Source organism: Paractinoplanes deccanensis (assembly GCF_016862115.1).
GTDB lineage: Bacteria > Actinomycetota > Actinomycetes > Mycobacteriales > Micromonosporaceae > Actinoplanes > Actinoplanes deccanensis.
Window position 1 is genome coordinate 1 of the sequence record NZ_BOMI01000016.1, and the last position, 16016, is coordinate 16016.

Here is a 16016-nt window from a genome sequence, read left to right on the forward strand (position 1 = left end):
CAGCCGGGGATGCGGGGTCAGCGCGGTTCTGCGCAGGGACCGGCCGGCGCGAGCATCAGGAGGAGCCGGTCAGGGGGTCCAGCCGGCCAGGTTGTTGCCGGTCTCGCGGGAGATGGCGGAGCCGGTCTCGGGCCACGCGTTGAAGCGGGCCTCGTGCAGGTGGGCGAAGAAGTAGCACATCTCCTCGCAGTCGGCGTCCAGGACGGCTACCGCGGGGTCGTGGCGGACGGCCTCGTAGAAGTCGCGGCCCAGGGCGACGATGAAGCCGCGGGCGTAGAGGAAGCCGTCGTCGGAGCCGTCGGTCACCTCGTGGATGTCGGCGCGGTCGATGTCGTGGAGCTTGCGTTCGAGGACGCGGTCGAGGGCGGTCAGGTCGGCGCTGTTCAGGTCGGTGGTGAGAGCGGTGAGCTCGCGCAGGAAGGCTTCCAGCCAGCCGTCGATGGCGTAGAGCTCGAAGTCCTCGTCGGCGGGGTCGCGCTCGAGCAGGGCCCGGCGCAGGGCGAGCGGCTCGGGGCCCAGGCGCTGCCAGGCGGTCTCTATCAGGCTCCAGAAACGATCCTCGTCCGCCGCCGTCGGCACGCGGCCCGGCTTGTTCAGCGTCTCGTCCACGCGCGGGATGGTAGCGGCCGTCCAATGAGGACGCACAGCGGGTGCCCCGGGGTTGCCGTGCTCAGGGTGTGGAGGGCAGGGCGGAGGTGGCGCGGGAGGTGTGAATGGCGCGGGCCGAGCGGTGGGCGAGTGCGCCCGAGGACGGCGCGGTTGGTGGCGTGCGGCCGGGATTGGTGGGTGGCGGGCGAGGGCGAGGTGGGTGGCGGCAGGCACTGGCGGTGACGGGCGTGGGGGAGGTGGGCGGCGGCAGGCACTGGCGGTGAGGGGCGTGGGGGAGGTGGTGGCGGCGGGCGGTGGCGGGCCGCCGGCGAGGTGGGTGGCGGGTGTGGAGCAGGGCCGCGGTGTCAGGGACGGGGGCGGCTCCAGGTGTGCAGGGCCCACCACCAGCGGACGGTCTCGGGGACGGAAGGGGACTCGGCGAAGCCGGTGAGTTCGGTGAGGCGGCGCAGGCGGTAGCGGACCGTGTTCGGGTGGAGGTGCAGCGCCGTGGCGGTCAGGTCCAGGCGGTGGCTGTGGTCGAGGTAGGCGAGCGCGGTGGTGACCAGCTGACGGTGGAACTCGTCGGCCGGGTCCAGGGCGCTGAGCAGGTCCGCGCCGAGCATGGTGGCCAGGAGGGGCTGGGCGGTCAAGGCTGTCTCGGTGGCCACGTCGGTCACGCGGCACACGCCGGTGGCTCCGCGGGAGCGGGCGGCGCGCAGGGCCTCGGTGCAGAGCCGGTGGGCGGCCGGTGCGTCGGCGAGCGTCACGGGGGGTGTGACGACGATCAGGACCGGGGGGCCGACGGCGCGGCCGGCCGGTAGGCGGGGTGTCAGGCCGGCGATCTGGCCGTTCACGGGGGCGAGCACGCCGCCGGTGCGGGAGACGGCCTCCTCACAGGCGCGCACCCGGGCGGGGTCGGCGACGTCCGAGACCAGGCAGTGGTAGAGGCCGTCCGGGCGCAGGCCGAAGCGGGCCGGGTCGTCCTGAGAGGAGGGGTCGCCGAGCAGGAGCCGGCGCAGGACCCGCATCCGGGTGGCGCGGTCGTCGCGGTCCAGGGTGCGCTCCGCCGTGCGGTGGCCGTCGATGACGTGCTGTTCGAGCGCTCGGCCGTACCGCTCCAGTTTGAGAAGGCCGTGCAGGAGGGCGTCGTCGGGGATGCCCGCCGCCCGGCCCCGGTCCACCGCGATCTCCAGCAGGCGACTGCGGCCGGCGTGCACCCCGGCCAGGAGCCGCACCACCGGTACGCCGAGCGCCGCCTGCTCGGCGCCGAAACGCGCGGCCTGGCTGAAGTCCACCGGAAAGCCGAACTCGGAGTCCACCGTGCCAGAGCCGGCGGTGACGGGCGGAGAGCCGGCGGCGCCGTGTGGGCCCACCGCGTCCGCGGCCCGCAGAAAGGCGTCGAACCCCGCGGCCAGCACGGCCGCCACCTGGCTGCGGGTCGCCGCGCCGGCGTCCGGGGCGCCGGCCTCCACGGTGCCGGCGTTCAAGGCGGCGCGCAGCACCTCGTCCACGAGGTCGTCGTCGGCGGCCAGGTCGCTCACCAACCGCGCGAGCATCGCGACCTCCCTCGGGCCGGTTGTGTGCCGGCCACAACGTGGCCGGTCCGGCTTGGCTGTCGTCCCCTATCGATGCCAGAGATTGTCTTGTTTCGATGTGGTTACCGCAAGGTAACCCCGGGAGGCAGGCATGTTGGCAGGGAGAGCAGCCAGGGCGGCCGCCGCCGTCCTGCTCGGCGCCGTCGCGGTGACGGCAGTGGCGACGCGAGCGGCGGCGCGTGAGGTGGCGGCACCGCAGCAGGTCATGTTCGTCGGCAACAACTGGGAGGGAACCGTCGACGTCATCCGGCCCAGCGGCGACTACGCCAAGCTCGGCCGGCTCGACGTCGTGCCGGACCGGGACCAGCGGATGGCCGAGATCGCGCTCAACCCGGTGCGCCTGGCCTTCTTCCTCGGCATCCGGCTCGGCCCGGGGGAGGGGCACGACCAGCTCGTCGACGACATGTACACGACGCCCGACGGCACCGCCCTCGTCGCCTCGCGGCCCAGCTTCGCCGACGTCGTCTCGATCGACCTGGCGACCGGCGCGATCCGCTGGCGTTTCCCGGTGTCCGGCTATCGCAGCGACCACATGGCCGTGTCGCCGGACGGCCGTTCCGTGGCGGTCTCCGCGTCCACCTCCAACACCGTGCACGTGCTGGACATCGTCACCGGCCGGCAGCTCGGCTCGTTCACGACCGGCGACAAGCCGCACGAGAACATCTACACCGACGGCGGGCGCTATCTCTGGAACTCGTCGATCGGCGAGGTCAACACGTCGCTCGACGACCCCTGGCTCGACTTCACCAAGGGCGACCGGCGCATCACCATCGCCGACACGAGGACCTTCCAAGTGGTACGGACGATCGACATGCGCCAGCGGCTGGACGCGTTCGGGCGGCGTGACCTCTCCGACGCCGTACGGCCCGCCGTTCTCACCCCGGACGAGTCGAAGCTGTACTTCCAGGTCTCGTTCTTCGCGGGCCTGATCGAATACGACGTCGCGAGCGACCGGATCACCCGGGTCAAGCCGCTGCCGCTCAACCCGGCCACCAGCACCGACCGTACGACGTGGGTCAACGACTCCCGCCACCACGGCCTGTCGATCAGCCCCGACGGCGCGAAGCTCTGCGCCGCCGGCACCATGGACGACTACGTGACGGTCGTCGACCGGGCCACCCTGGCCGAGGGCCCGCTGGTCGAGGCGTCCAAGCCCTATTGGGCCACGGTCAGCGCCGACGGCCGCGACTGCGTCATCTCGGAGTCGGGCGCCGACCGGGTCAGCGCCATCAGCTTCGCCACGGGCCGCCGCGTCGCCTCGGTCGCGGTCGGCGACCACCCCCAGCGCGTACGCGTCGGACAGCTCCCCGCGGGCTGGCGGCCCCCGGCTTAGGATCGCGCCCCCGCGTGCCGCCCTCCACGGGATGCCGAGCCGCGGGATGCCGAGCCGCGGGATGCCGAGCCGCGGGATGCCGAGCCGCGGGATGCCGAGCGACTGGACGCCGAGCTATTGAACGCCGAGCAGGCGGTGGCCGACGGCGATGGACTCGCCGGAGATGGCGGCGGCGGGGCCCGAGCAGAGGAACGTCACCAGGGCGGCCACCTGTTCGGGGGTCGACTCGCCGCCGGTCGCGGGCGCGATCGCCGACGACGGCGCGGCCGTGACGACGCCGGGGTTGACGACGTTGACGGTGACGCCGGAACCGGCGTACGCGTCGGCGAGGACCTTGGCGGCGGTGATGACGGCCTGGTTGCGGACGGCGCCGGCGACCGACAGGGTCAGGTGGGCGCCCTGGCCGCTGATGTTGACCACGCGGCCGAAGCCCCGGTCGCGCATGCCGGGCAGGACGGCGTTCATGACGCGCAGATACCCCATGGCCTTGGCGTCGACGGCGGCGAGAACCTCCTGGGGTTCCCCCTGCCGGGCGGGGTCCAGGGTCTGTGCGGGTGGGGCGGCGGCGTTGACCACGATGTCCACTGTGCCGGCTCGCTCGACGGCGGCTTTCACGGACGCCTCGTCGAGTGTGTCGACGATGAGGCAGGCGACGTCGCCGCCGACGCTCTCCGCCGCTTCGGCCAGGCGTGACCGGTCCCGTGCGGCGAGTATCACGCGGACGTCCTCGGCGATCAGGGCGGTGGCCACGGCCCGGCCGAGGAGGCCGCTGCCGCCGATGATGAGGGCGGTGCGGCCGGCGATTCCGAGTTTCATACGAGGGCCTTCTTTCCGGATCGTTCGGTCATGGTGTCGGACAACGTGTCCGATCTTGCCGTAGATGGTGCGGCGGTTGCCAAGTGACGTCCGGCACCTGGGCGACGAGGGAGGGAAAGGGCGAGGCCCCCGGCGCGGTGCCGGGGGCCTCGGGTGGAGCGCCGGTGCGGGTCAGTGGCGGCCGACCAGCTCCGGGGTCGGTGCGGCCGGCGAGACCGGTGCCGCGTGGCGGCCGCGGGGGCGCATGAAGCGGGGCGCCCACCAGTTCTTCGCGCCCAGCAGGGTCATCAGGGACGGCAGGACCACCGCCCGGATGATCGTCGCGTCGAGCAGGATGGCGGCGGCCAGGCCGATGCCGAGCTGCTTCATGTCGATGGTGCTCAGCGTCGCGAAGATGGAGAACACGGCGACCATGACGATCGCGGCGCTGCTCACCGTGCCCGCCGAGCCGGTGATGCCCTCGGCCACCGCCTCGCGGGTCGGCACGCCCCGCTGCACGGCCTCGCGGATGCGGCTCACCACGAAGACGTGGTAGTCCATCGACAGGCCGAAGAGGACCACGAACAGGAACAGCGGCAGCCAGGTGACGATCGCGCCCATCGAGGTGAAGCCGAGCAGCCCCTCGGCCCAGTCGCCCTGGAAGACCAGGACCAGCAGGCCGTACGCGGCGCCGGCGGAGAGCAGGTTGAGCGCGATCGACGTCAGCGCCACCACCACCGAGCGGAACGTCCACGCCATCACCAGGAACGTCAGCACCAGCACGAAGCCGGCCACCAGCGGCAGCGTCCGCCAGACGTGCGCCGCGTAGTCCTCGCTCTCGGCCACGCCGCCGCCCACGGCGTAGGTGGCGCCGGGGATGCCGGAGAGGGCCGCGGGCACCAGGGTCTCCCGGAGCTCGTGCAGCGAGTCGGCGGCCTCGTCGCTGCGGGACGCGTACGGCGTCGCCACGTCCAGGACGGTGATCGTCTTGTCGGCGGAGACCTTGATGTCCGGTCCGGTCTCCTCGATCGGCGCGAACAGCTTGTTGCCCTGCGTGCTCTCGGACAGGCGGGTCAGCGCGGCCTTGACGTCGGCCGCCGCGGACGCGGGCGCCGAGACGACCACGTCGTGCGTCGTGCCGTTGCTGGGATAGGCGGCGGTGAGGCGGTCGTACGCCTGCATGGCCGGGGTGGTGCGGGGCAGGTCCTCGGTGCCGGGGAACTTGAGCTTCATGCCGAGCGCGGGAGCCGCCAGCGCGAGCAGCGCCAGCACGCTGACCAGCAGCGTGGCGGCCGGCCAGCGCAGCGCCGGGCTCAGGATGCGCCGCCACACGCGGCCCTCGGACGACCGGTTGGTGAGGCGCCACAGGAACGGCACCCGCGGGCGGTCGACCCAGCGGCCCAGCTTGGCGAGCAGCGCCGGCAGCACGGTCAGCGAGCCGATCACGGCGACCGCGACCACGAGGATCGAGCCGACGGCGAGCGAGGAGAACACCGCGTCGCGGGCCAGGAAGAGGCCGGCCATGGCGATGATGACGGCGGTGCCGGAGACGACCACCGCGTGCCCGGAGGTCTCGGCGGCGATCTCGACCGCGTCGACGTGGCCGCGGCCCTTGGCGCGTTCCTCGCGTTCGCGGCGGACGTAGAACAGCGAGTAGTCGATGCCGACGGCCATGCCGATCAGCAGGATGACGCTGTTGGTGGTGTCGGTGGACGGGATCAGGTGGGACGCCAGCGTGGACAGGCCCATCGCGGCGGCCACCGACATGAGGGCCAGCAGCACCGGCACGCCGGCGGCGATCAGCGCGCCGAAGACCAGGATCAGGATCGCCAGGGTGACCGGCAGGCTGAGCAGCTCGGCGCGCTGGAAGTCCTTGCCGAGCGTGTCGTCGAGCGCCTTGCCGATGGTCGGGCCGCCGACGGACTCGACGCGCAGCTCCGGGTGCTTGTCCTGCACCGAGGCGACCGCCGTGTGCAGCGGCTCGACCCGGTCGGAGGCGGTGTCGGGGTCGCCGCTCATGGTGATCGGCACGAGCAGCGCCGAGCCGTCGCGCGCCGGGATCGGCTCGCCGACGGCGGAGACGCCGGTCGTGGTGCGCAGGGCCGCGGCGGCGTCGGCGGCCGCGGCGTCGGCGGCCGCCTTGTCGAGCGCGCCGGACCGGGCCGTGATGAGGACGTTGTCCTCGGCGGGCGCCTCGTTGAACTTGCCGCGGTCGATCATCACGTACGCGCGGCCGGCCTCGCCGATCGCGCTGTCCTCGGCGGTCGCCTCCTTGGTGCCGGCGGCGTTGCCGGCCATGAAGCACACCGCCACGAATGCCACCCACAGCGCGATCGCACGCCACGGATGCTCGGCGCTCCACCGCGCCACGCGTACCGTTATCGGCCGCTTGCCCATCGAGATCCCCCTGGAAAAGTTTTCTGTGTCGAAGCTGAAATTAGGCAGCGGGAGAGCTGGGAACATCCGGGCCGAACCCCCGTCGTACCCGGATGGGGCCGGCCCGGGAAAGTGTCGGATGAGCAGCACAGACGGCCCGCCAAAGGTGCCGAATCGGGCGCCGCGCCCGGAAAAGCCTCAGGGCTTTCCCCGGAATGCCCCTGAGGCGGAGATCGGCTACCGTCGGCCGGATGAGACAGCGAATATGGTCGATGGTCGTTGCGGCGGCAACGATCGGCGGTGTCCTCTTCGGACTTTCAGGGCCCGCGAACGCCGTCGCGAACGGCGAGCCCGTGCCCATCGGCAAGTACGCCTTCGCGGTCAAGCTCACCATGACCGGCATCCCGACGGCCGACGGCGGCAAGCGCAACAGCGCCTGCTCCGGCGCCCTGATCTCGGCCCGCTGGGTGATCACCGCGGGCCACTGCTTCCGCGACGCGAACAACGTGCGCGTGGAGTATCCGGTCGCCGACCTGACCACCGCCACGGTCGGCCGCACCGATCTGACGGACACCACCCGCGGTCACGAGATCGAGATCGTGGCCGTGCGCCAGTCGCCCACCGCCGACGTCGCGCTCGCCCGGCTGGCGGAGCCGGTGCGCGACATCCGCCCGCTGCGGGTCGGCCGGACGGCGCCCGAGATCGGCGCGATCGTGCGGCTCACCGGCTACGGCTCCACCACCAGCGTCAACCCGGCGCCGGTCACCCGCCTCCAGACGGGTCAGCTCGAGGTGGTCGAGCTGCGCGACAACGTGACGGGCCTGCGGGGGTACGCTCCCGCGCCGGACACCACGCCGTGCCCGTACGACTCCGGAGCGCCCTTCTTCACCAAGCGCGGCGAGCTCGTGGCCGTGGTGAGCACCGGCCCGTCCTGCCCGCACACGGGGGTCGAGACCGCCGCCCGTACCGACAACATCGCCTCCTGGATCAAGCAGATCGCCCGATAGGCAAGGGTTCGCCGGCCGGTTACGGGGAATGACCCCGTAGCCGGCCTTCGTCATGTGAGGACCACCACGGTCGGTTACCGACCAAGGTGGTCCCTAACCGACTACTCTGGTCCCCATGCCTCGGCCGACGAAGCAGCAGATCGACGACGAGATCCTCGAAGCAGCCGCCTCCCTCTTCGCGCGGCACGGCTTCCGGGAGACGTCCGTGCAGCGCATCGCCGACGCGGTGGGCTACTCCAAGACCGGGCTGCTGCACCGCTATCCGACCAAGGAGGCGCTCCAGCAGGCCGTCATCGACAAGGCCCTGAGCGCCGTGCGCGAGATCGCCGACCAGGTCGAGGGCATGCCGGCCGGTCCCGAGCGCGACCGCGCGGTCCTCACCGAGACCGCCCGCCTCGCCATGAGCCTGCCCGGCACCCTCGCGCTGCTGCTCTCCGCCCTGCAGAGCGAGCCCGACTCCGACGTCGGCCAGGCGCTCACCGAGCTCGGCCACGGCATCTTCGCCGCCTTCGCGCTCGACCCCGAGCGCGACAACGCGCGGGCGATCCGCGTGGTCGGCGCGCTGGGCGCGCTCGTCCTGCTCGGCATCACCATGCGTGACAAGCCCCTGGTCGTCACCCTCGACGACCTCATCGCCGTCAGCTACGACGCGCTCGGCCACAGAAACGCCCACTAATCAAGGGAACCCTCATGGCAACGTTGCTGCATCGCCTAGGACTGGGCTCGGTACGACACAAGGCGATCGTCATGGTCGTCTGGCTGGTGGCGCTGATAGGTCTCGGCGTCGGCGCGGCCACCCTGTCCGGCACAACCGTGAACACGTTCGAGATCCCGGGCCAGGAGTCGACCGTCGCGCTCAAGCTGCTGCGCGAGCGGTTCGGCGCGGCCTCGGCGGGCGCGTCCGCGCAGGTGGTCTTCGAGGCGCCGGCCGGCGGCAAGATCACTGACCAGGCGAACGCGGCACAGGTCGCCGCCACGGTCGAGAAGCTGGGCAAGCTGCCGGGCGTGCTGTCCGCGACCAACCCGCTCAACCCGCAGGCGCCGACGGTCTCGCGCGACCAGAGCACCGCGTACAGCACGGTCAGCTACGGCGTGCAAAACTCCGAGATCACCGTGGAGGAGCGGGAGGCGCTCACCGCGGTCGTCGAGGAGGCCCGGTCCGGCGGGCTGACCGTCGAGGCGCGCGGCGACGCGACCCAGGAGTCCGGGGCGGACATCGGCGGCACCGGCGAGATCCTCGGTGTGGTCGTGGCGCTCGTCGTGCTCGCCGTCACGTACGGCTCCCTGGTCCTCGCCGGGATGAACCTGCTGACGGCCCTGGTGGGCGTGGCCATCGGCGCGCTCGGCATCACGACCCTGAGCGGATTCGTCGACCTCCAGTCGACCACCCCGATCCTCGCGGTCATGCTCGGCCTCGCGGTCGGCATCGACTACGCGCTGTTCATCGTCACCCGGCACCGGCAGGAGCTCAGGCGCGGCCTGCCCCCGGCGGAAGCGGCGGCGCTCGCGGTCGGCACGGCCGGCTCCGCCGTCGTCACCGCCGGCCTGACCGTGGTCATCGCGCTGGCCGGCCTCTCGGTCGCCGGCATCCCGTTCCTCACCGAGATGGGCCTCGCCGCCGCGGCCACCATCGTGGTCGCCGTCCTCGTGGCGATCACCCTGCTCCCGGCGTTCCTGGGCGCGCTCGGCATGCGCGCGCTGCCGAAGAAGGCCCGCTCCCACCCGGCCGGGGCGCCGGTGCGCGACCGCGGCTTCTTCCGCGGCTGGGCCGGCATGGTCACCGGCCGGCGGGTGATCAGCCTGGCCCTCGCGGTGATCGCGCTCGCGGTGATCGCCATCCCGTTCTTCTCGCTGCGCACCACGCTCATCCAGAAGGCCGCCGACGGCAGCAGCGCGGCCAAGGCCGACGCGATCATCGCCGAGCGCTTCGGGCCGGGCTTCGCCGGACCGCTGCTGGTGCTGGTGGACGGCTCCGGCGCCCCGGCGTACGCGGCGACCGTACAGCAAAAGGTCCAGACGCTGCCGGGAGTCGCGGTCGTGGCCGCACCCCAGCCCAACCAGGCGCAGAACGCCGCCCTCATCACCATCATCCCGACGTCGGGCCCGGAGGACGCGGCGACGCTCGACCTGGTCCACTCGATCCGCGACGACGTGGCGGACGGGCCGGACGCCAAGGTGTACGTGACCGGCACGACGGCGGTCAGCATCGACGTGTCGGAGAAGCTCGACCAGGCCCTGCCGCGCTACCTGATCCTCGTGGTCGGCCTCGCGTTCATCCTGCTGGTGCTGGTCTTCCGGTCGCTGCTCGTGCCGGTCGTCGGCGTGCTCGGCTTCCTGCTCACCATCGGCGCGGCGCTCGGCGCGACGGTCGCGGTCTTCCAGTGGGGCTGGCTCTCCGCCCTGGTCAACGCGCAGACCACCGGCCCGCTGCTGAGCCTGGCACCGATCATCATCGTCGGCATCCTGTTCGGCCTGGCGATGGACTACCAGGTCTTCCTGGTCTCGCGCATGCACGAGGCCCACGCGCACGGCGCCGCCCCACGCGACGCGGTGGTCACCGGCTTCAAGCAGGCGGCCCCGGTGGTGGTCGCGGCGGCCACGATCATGTTCTCGGTCTTCGCCGGCTTCGTCCCCGAGGGCAACGACACGATCAAGCCGATCGCCTTCGCCCTGGCCATCGGCATCCTCTTCGACGCCATCGTGGTCCGCATGATCCTCGTCCCGGCCGCGATCGCCCTGCTCGGCCGCTCGGCGTGGTGGCTGCCCCGCTGGCTCGGCTGGCTCCCGGTCGTCGACGTCGAGGGCGCGGCCCTGGAGCGCGAGGCCCCGGCCAGGCGCGACACCCCGGACACCGTCCACGCCTCCTGAGGGCGATTCCCACCCACGTGCCGTCACCCGAGGCCCCCGGCTCCGCGCCGGGGGCCTCGCCCTGCCTGCGGCGTTCGCCCGCCGCGCTCCGGGGCGCGCCGTTCACCCGGTAGGCGCGACAACCGAGGTCTCGAGGATGGCGGCGTCGAGCAATGCGCTGCATCGGGTCGCGGCTCTGGATGCCTGACAAGGTGACCTCCTGCAAGTGGCGCCTGGCTCGCAAGGCGCAAGGTGGGTCGCCACGTGTCGGGCCGGACTGCCGTCCGCGTTGCCCGAACCGAGAGCGTCGTGAGAACGGCGCATGGGGTCGTCTACTAGACAAACCTCCCGGATTGTCAGATCGACAATGCCTGTGATCGGAGTATCGACGTCGATGGACGAAATCATGGCCGCCGCGGAGATCGCTGATTATCTTGGCGTTAGTCGGCAACGTGTGGCTGTGCTGGTGGATCGGGCGGACTTCCCGGAGCCGATCGCGCATCTGTCGGTGGGGCGGATCTGGCGAACCTCCGAGGTGCGGGAGTGGGCGGCTCGGCGGCCGAACCGGATCCAGGAGGACGAGAAGCGGTAGGTGAGCGCCCGACCGATATCGTAAATATCCGAACTAAGCGGCCAAATCTCCAGCGTGACCGCCGTCCGGTTGCTGGAATTGAGGGCATGTGGCCGGATTCTGAAGTCGAGTCGAGCGGGTTACCCGGTGCCGAGGTTCGGCGTGCCCTGGAGACCTGGCGCGAGGGACTGGTCGACCTGACCGGCGCCAACCCGCTTCTCAACTTCGCCCGGATCGCGCAGACCTCGGTCGAGATCACCGGCCCGTCGCCCAAGGCGATCGTCAAGGTCCTGCAGGAGGGCGGCGGCTTCGCCTTCGAGGACGACGGCTCGGCCGCGCACGTCCTCCGCACCGACCTGCCGGCCGAGGTGCTGGGCGCGCTGCTGCACCGGTTCTACCGGCGCTCGCGCCAGGAGCTTCAGGACCGCGGCGTCTCTCCGCTCTACCTCGGCGTGGGGATGCTGCACTGGGCCGACGACGACGGATCCCCGTACGAGAGCCCCATCCTGCTGGTCCCCGTCGAGATCGACCCGGCGGGGCCGCGGCTGGTGGCCCGGCCCGAGGACCCGATCGTCAACCCGGCCCTGGTGATCAGGATGGCCGAGCTCGACGTCGAGATCCCCGAGATCAACTCGCTGGCCGAGCTCGACGTGACGGTGCTCTGGGCCAAGGTCGACGTGGCGATCGGCGAGCGCCGCGGCTGGTACGCCGACGAGACCATCGTGCTCGCCTGCCTCAGCGTGCACCGCGAGGCGATGTACTACGACCTGTACGAGAACGAGCCGCACATCGTCGAGCACCCCGTGGTGCGGGCGCTCGCCACGCACGACGCGGACCGCGCGTTCGCCTTCGAGCCGATCGCGCCCGAGAAGATCGACCAGGCCGCGCCGCCCGAGGACGTGCCGCTGCTGCTCGACGCCGACGCGTCGCAGCGGGTGGCCGTCGCCGCCGCGCTCGCCGGGCGCAGCTTCGTGCTGGACGGGCCGCCCGGCACCGGCAAGTCGCAGACCATCGCGAACATCGTCGGCGGGCTGCTGCACGCCGGCAAGCGGGTGCTGGTCGTCTCGGAGAAGGCCGCCGCCCTCGACACCGTGCAGCGGCGGCTCACCGGCGCGGGCCTCGGCAACTACCTGCTCGCGCTGCACAGCAACCTGGTCGGGCGGCGCGAGGTGGCCACGGCGCTGGCGAGCGCGCTCGAGACCGACCCGCCGGCGCTGGCGACCATGGACCCGATCGACCGGCGCGCGGTGCGCGAGCGGCGGGAGCGGCTCAGCGCGTACGCGGAAGCCCTGAACCGGGTCCGGCAGCCGCTCGGCCGCAGCCTCTTCGACGTGCTCGGGGTCTGCACCCGCCTGCTGGAGGCGCCCGCGGCGCCGGTCGCGACCCTGAACCCGCAGGACCTGACCGCCGAGTCGCTCTACCGCATCCGCGACGCCGTGTCGCGGCTCGGCCGGGTGAGCAGCGAGAGCTACCTGTGGCGCGAGGCCGTCGACCGGGAGCCGCTGGACCCGCGGCTGCGGCTGGCGCTGGCCGCGCTCACCAAGCTCGCCGAGGCGGTGATCGCCAACTCGACGCTGGCCGACGCGTTCGACCTGCACGAGCCCGCCGGCGCCGCCAAGCTCGCCGCGCTCGCCGGGCACGCCGCCAAGCGGCCGCCCAAGGTCGAGGAGGAGTGGCTGACCATCGAGACCCTGGCCCCGGTGCAGAAGGCGGCCACGGACCTCACCCACCATCTGGCCGCGCTGCGCTACGGCGGCATCCCCTGGGCCGAGCTGCCGTCGGCCGACGACCTGACCGGCGTACCGGATCTCTCCGATCTCGTGCCGGAGGCCGTCGACCTGGGGCCGCTGAACGCCGCGCAGGCCGACCACCTGGCCAACAAGTTCGCCGAGGAGGCCGACCGGCTGGAGAGCCGGCAGGAGAGCCTCGACCGGGTCACCGCCCGGCTCGGCCTGCCGAACGTGGTCACCTTCCCCGACTCGGCCCGCGTTATCACGATCGCCGACCTGATCGGACGCGAGCACAAGCCCGAGCCCGAGTGGTTCGAGCCCGGCGGGATGGCGCGGGCGCACGCCGCCGTCCGGGCCCTGCGGCTCGCCGTCGAGGCGGTCGCCGACGCCGAGTCGCAGGCACGCCGGCACTTCAACGAGGAAGTGCTCAACGAGCCGGTCACCGAGATCGCCGACCGGCTCACCCGGCACCGCGGCCCGCGCAAGCTGCTGCGGCCCTACCGGCGGGCCAAGGACGCGGCGGTCGAGGCCGCGAAGCCCGAGGTCAAGCCCGCCGAGGCGATCGCGAACGTGGAGGACGCCGCCGCCTGGAAGCAGGCGCTGGAGGACCTGGCCGACGCCGAGGCCGAGCACGCCGAGATCCTCGGCAGGCACTGGCAGGGCCGCGAGACCGACTTCGCGGCGATCCAGGAGGCGCTGCACAACGCCGACGAGGTGATCCGCGAGGTGCCGGCCGACGCGCTGCCCGCCGTGACCGTGCACGTCTGCGCGCCCCGGCCGAACAGCGCCCTGCTGCGCATCGTCGGCGAGGCCCGCGACGAGTTCACCCGCTTCCGTACGACGCTGCGGCCGGCACCGGCCCGCGCGCCCCGGCCCGAGCTGGGGGAGGGGCCGATCGCGGACGCGGTGAGCTGGCTGCGCGCGCACATCGCCCCGCTGCACGCCGCCGCCGAGATGATCCGCGCCTACAGCGTGCCGACCGGCCGGGACCTGACGCTGGCCGAGGCCCGCGACATCGCCGACCAGCGGCAGGCGGCCACCGACGCCGAGACGGCGATCTGGGCCGACGCCGCCGCGCACGCGGCCGTGCTGGGCTCGGTCTACCGCGGCACCAAGACCGACGACGAGGTGATGAACGAGGTCGTCGCCTGGACCGCGCACGCCCGGCGCGTGCTCACCGGCGAGGACGCCCCGCTCAGCCCCGCGCAGGCGCACGCCCTGATGGAGGCGCACCCCACCGAGGGCCTGCCGGCGGCGGTGGCCGGCTGGGAGTCGGCGCGCGGGCAGGTGCTCGACGCGTTCGGGCCGTCCCGCCACGCCGAGATCGTCGAGCGGCTCGGCGACTACGACAGCGCCCGCGACTTCCTGGTCGAGCTGCTGCACGACACCGAGGGGCAGCACGAGTGGTTCCGCCACCAGGACGCGCGCAGCGTGCTGGTCGAGCACGGGCTCGAGGGCGCGCTCGACTACTGCGGCGACAACGACATCCCGGTCGAGCGCCTGTGGCCCGTACTGGAAAGGGCCTTGCTCCGGGGGTGGGCCGACGCGGTGATCAGGGACGATCCGGGGCTGCACCCGACGACAGCGGAGGAGCGGTCGCACCTCGTCGAGGTGTTCCGGCTGCTGGACAACGAGCTCACCGGCGCGGCCCTCGCAGACATCGTGTACGCGGTGGAGGCGCGCCGCCCGTCCTCGTCGGCGACCGGCGAGCCCGGGATCATCCGGCGCGAGGGCAACAAGCAGAGCGGCCACCTCGCCGTGCAGGAGCTGCTCGCCCAGGCCCGGCACTCGGTGCAGGCGCTCAAGCCGTGCCTGCTCATGTCGCCGCTCGCGGTGAGCCGCTACCTGCCGCCCGAGATGGAGTTCGACATGGTCGTGCTCGACGAGGCGTCGCAGGTGACCACGGCCGACGCGATCAACTGCATCTACCGCGGCGACGCGCTCGTCGTCTCGGGCGACCACCAGCAGCTGCCGCCGACCTCGTACTACGACCGGGTCGAGGACGACGTCGTCGACCATCCGTCGATCCTGGAGCTCGCCCGGGAGACCTTCCCGGTGCTGCACCTCACCTGGCACCACCGCAGCAGCCACGAGGCGCTGTTCGCCTTCGCCGACCTCGCCTACTACCACGGGCGCCTGGTGAGCATGACCCGCGCGTACCCGCAGGAGCCGGACCACGGCGTCGAGATGTACCTGGTCGACGGCGTCTACCGGCGGCAGACCACCTCGGACAACCCGATCGAGGCGGACGCGGTCGCCGAGCGGGTGCTGCACCACTACACGACCCGGCCCGGGCAGACGCTCGGCGTCGTGACGCTCTCGGTGGCGCAGGCCGACGCGATCGACGACGCGGTCCGGCGGGCGGTTGCCGAGCGTCCCGACCTGGAGCACTTCTTCACCGACGACGACCGGCTCACCGGCTTCTTCGTCAAGAGCCTCGAGGCGGTGCAGGGCGACGTCCGCGACGTGATCATCCTGTCCGTCGGCTACGGCTACGACGAGAACGACAAGATCAGTACGAATTTCGGCGCGCTCAACCGGCCGATGGGCTGGCGCCGCCTCAACGTGGCCATCACCCGCGCCTCCCGCCGCATCGAGGTGGTGTCGTCGATCCGCTCCGGCGACGTCCCCGACATGGGCAACGAGAGCGTGCGCCATCTCAAGGCCTATCTGGAGTACGCGGAGCGCTCCGCCGCCACGCTCGGGCGCGAGATCACCGACCGCGAGGACGCGTCGCCCTTCGAGGACGCGGTGTCGGCCGTGCTCGTCGAGTGGGGACATGTCGTACGCCGTCAGGTCGGCGCGGCGGGCCACTGGATCCCGCTGGCGGTGCTCCACCCCGGTCAGGAGAAGGACGTCTTCGCGCTCGGCATCGAGTTCGACGGCCCCGAGTACGCGAAGATCCCGTCGGTCCGCGAGCGCGACCGCCTGCGCCACGAGGAGTTGCGCGAGCTCGGCTGGCACCTCCATCGCATCTGGTCGGTGGCCTGGTATCAGGATCCGGCCGCCGAGCAGGCGCGGCTGCGGGACGCGATCGAGCGGGCGCTGGCCGACCCGGTCGGGGTGGACGAGCTCGCGGCGCCCACGCCGTACCGCGCGATCGCCGGCGAGCTGCTGGGTCCCGTTCACTCGGAAGTAGACGTACCTCAATCGAGTGAATAGCCCTTATTTGCG

General features: G+C 72.4%; 10 protein-coding genes. 6 read left to right on the plus strand and 4 right to left on the minus strand.

The genetic code is table 11. From position 1 onward, the window contains the following. Positions 1-69: 69 nt before the first annotated feature. Together Ade02nite_RS05515 and Ade02nite_RS49065 are read right to left on the minus strand one after the other, a co-directional pair. The gene (locus tag Ade02nite_RS05515; RefSeq protein ID WP_239168548.1) at positions 70-609 is read right to left on the minus strand and encodes a DUF4240 domain-containing protein; all 540 of its coding nucleotides are present in this window, start codon (positions 607-609) and stop codon (positions 70-72) included. 344 nt (positions 610-953) lie between these two features. Continuing rightward, positions 954-2144, minus strand: coding sequence for a PucR family transcriptional regulator (locus tag Ade02nite_RS49065; protein WP_239168549.1), 1191 nt, complete (start codon positions 2142-2144; stop codon positions 954-956). A 130-nt stretch (positions 2145-2274) separates the two neighbouring features. Here Ade02nite_RS49065 and Ade02nite_RS05525 point away from each other — a divergent pair, with 130 nt between their 5' ends. Next, the gene (locus Ade02nite_RS05525) at positions 2275-3516 is read left to right on the plus strand and encodes a YncE family protein (RefSeq protein ID WP_203760417.1); all 1242 of its coding nucleotides are present in this window, start codon (positions 2275-2277) and stop codon (positions 3514-3516) included. A gap of 114 nt (positions 3517-3630) precedes the next feature. Here Ade02nite_RS05525 and Ade02nite_RS05530 read toward each other — a convergent pair whose 3' ends face one another. Beyond that, positions 3631-4332 carry an SDR family NAD(P)-dependent oxidoreductase gene (locus Ade02nite_RS05530; RefSeq protein ID WP_203760418.1) on the minus strand — a complete coding sequence of 234 codons (702 nt, stop codon included), beginning with the start codon at positions 4330-4332 and terminating at the stop codon, positions 3631-3633. 171 nt (positions 4333-4503) lie between these two features. Beyond that, positions 4504-6708 (minus strand): MMPL family transporter, encoded by a 2205-nt coding sequence (locus tag Ade02nite_RS05535; protein ID WP_203760419.1) that lies wholly within the window; start codon positions 6706-6708, stop codon positions 4504-4506. A gap of 230 nt (positions 6709-6938) precedes the next feature. Here Ade02nite_RS05535 and Ade02nite_RS05540 point away from each other — a divergent pair, with 230 nt between their 5' ends. The 5 genes from Ade02nite_RS05540 (at position 6939) to Ade02nite_RS05560 (ending at position 16004) form a co-directional block, all read left to right on the plus strand. Further along, positions 6939-7694: a S1 family peptidase gene (locus tag Ade02nite_RS05540; RefSeq protein WP_239168551.1), complete on the plus strand. Its 756-nt coding sequence runs from the start codon at positions 6939-6941 to the stop codon at positions 7692-7694. Between the two features lie 115 nt (positions 7695-7809). Then, a complete protein-coding gene (locus Ade02nite_RS05545; RefSeq protein WP_203760420.1) occupies positions 7810-8370 on the plus strand; it encodes a TetR/AcrR family transcriptional regulator in 561 nt (186 codons plus the stop codon). 14 nt (positions 8371-8384) lie between these two features. Further along, positions 8385-10562, plus strand: a complete 2178-nt coding sequence (locus tag Ade02nite_RS05550) for an MMPL family transporter (RefSeq protein WP_203760421.1) — start codon at positions 8385-8387, stop codon at positions 10560-10562. 373 nt (positions 10563-10935) lie between these two features. Further along, positions 10936-11133 carry a helix-turn-helix transcriptional regulator gene (locus tag Ade02nite_RS05555; RefSeq protein WP_239168552.1) on the plus strand — a complete coding sequence of 66 codons (198 nt, stop codon included), beginning with the start codon at positions 10936-10938 and terminating at the stop codon, positions 11131-11133. 86 nt (positions 11134-11219) lie between these two features. Beyond that, positions 11220-16004 (plus strand): PDDEXK-like endonuclease domain-containing protein, encoded by a 4785-nt coding sequence (locus Ade02nite_RS05560; RefSeq protein WP_203760422.1) that lies wholly within the window; start codon positions 11220-11222, stop codon positions 16002-16004. Positions 16005-16016: the final 12 nt, after the last annotated feature.

What these genes read in the sequence shown, in the direction of transcription:
- Ade02nite_RS05550 (WP_203760421.1), top strand. Translation starts at nt 8,385, where the DNA reads ATGGCAACGTTGCTGCATCGCCTAGGACTGGGCTCGGTACGACACAAG.
- Ade02nite_RS49065 (WP_239168549.1), bottom strand. Translation starts at nt 2,144, where the DNA reads ATGCTCGCGCGGTTGGTGAGCGACCTGGCCGCCGACGACGACCTCGTG.
- Ade02nite_RS05560 (WP_203760422.1), top strand. Translation starts at nt 11,220, where the DNA reads ATGTGGCCGGATTCTGAAGTCGAGTCGAGCGGGTTACCCGGTGCCGAG.
- Ade02nite_RS05530 (WP_203760418.1), bottom strand. Translation starts at nt 4,332, where the DNA reads ATGAAACTCGGAATCGCCGGCCGCACCGCCCTCATCATCGGCGGCAGC.
- Ade02nite_RS05535 (WP_203760419.1), bottom strand. Translation starts at nt 6,708, where the DNA reads ATGGGCAAGCGGCCGATAACGGTACGCGTGGCGCGGTGGAGCGCCGAG.
- Ade02nite_RS05540 (WP_239168551.1), top strand. Translation starts at nt 6,939, where the DNA reads ATGAGACAGCGAATATGGTCGATGGTCGTTGCGGCGGCAACGATCGGC.
- Ade02nite_RS05555 (WP_239168552.1), top strand. Translation starts at nt 10,936, where the DNA reads ATGGACGAAATCATGGCCGCCGCGGAGATCGCTGATTATCTTGGCGTT.
- Ade02nite_RS05525 (WP_203760417.1), top strand. Translation starts at nt 2,275, where the DNA reads ATGTTGGCAGGGAGAGCAGCCAGGGCGGCCGCCGCCGTCCTGCTCGGC.
- Ade02nite_RS05545 (WP_203760420.1), top strand. Translation starts at nt 7,810, where the DNA reads ATGCCTCGGCCGACGAAGCAGCAGATCGACGACGAGATCCTCGAAGCA.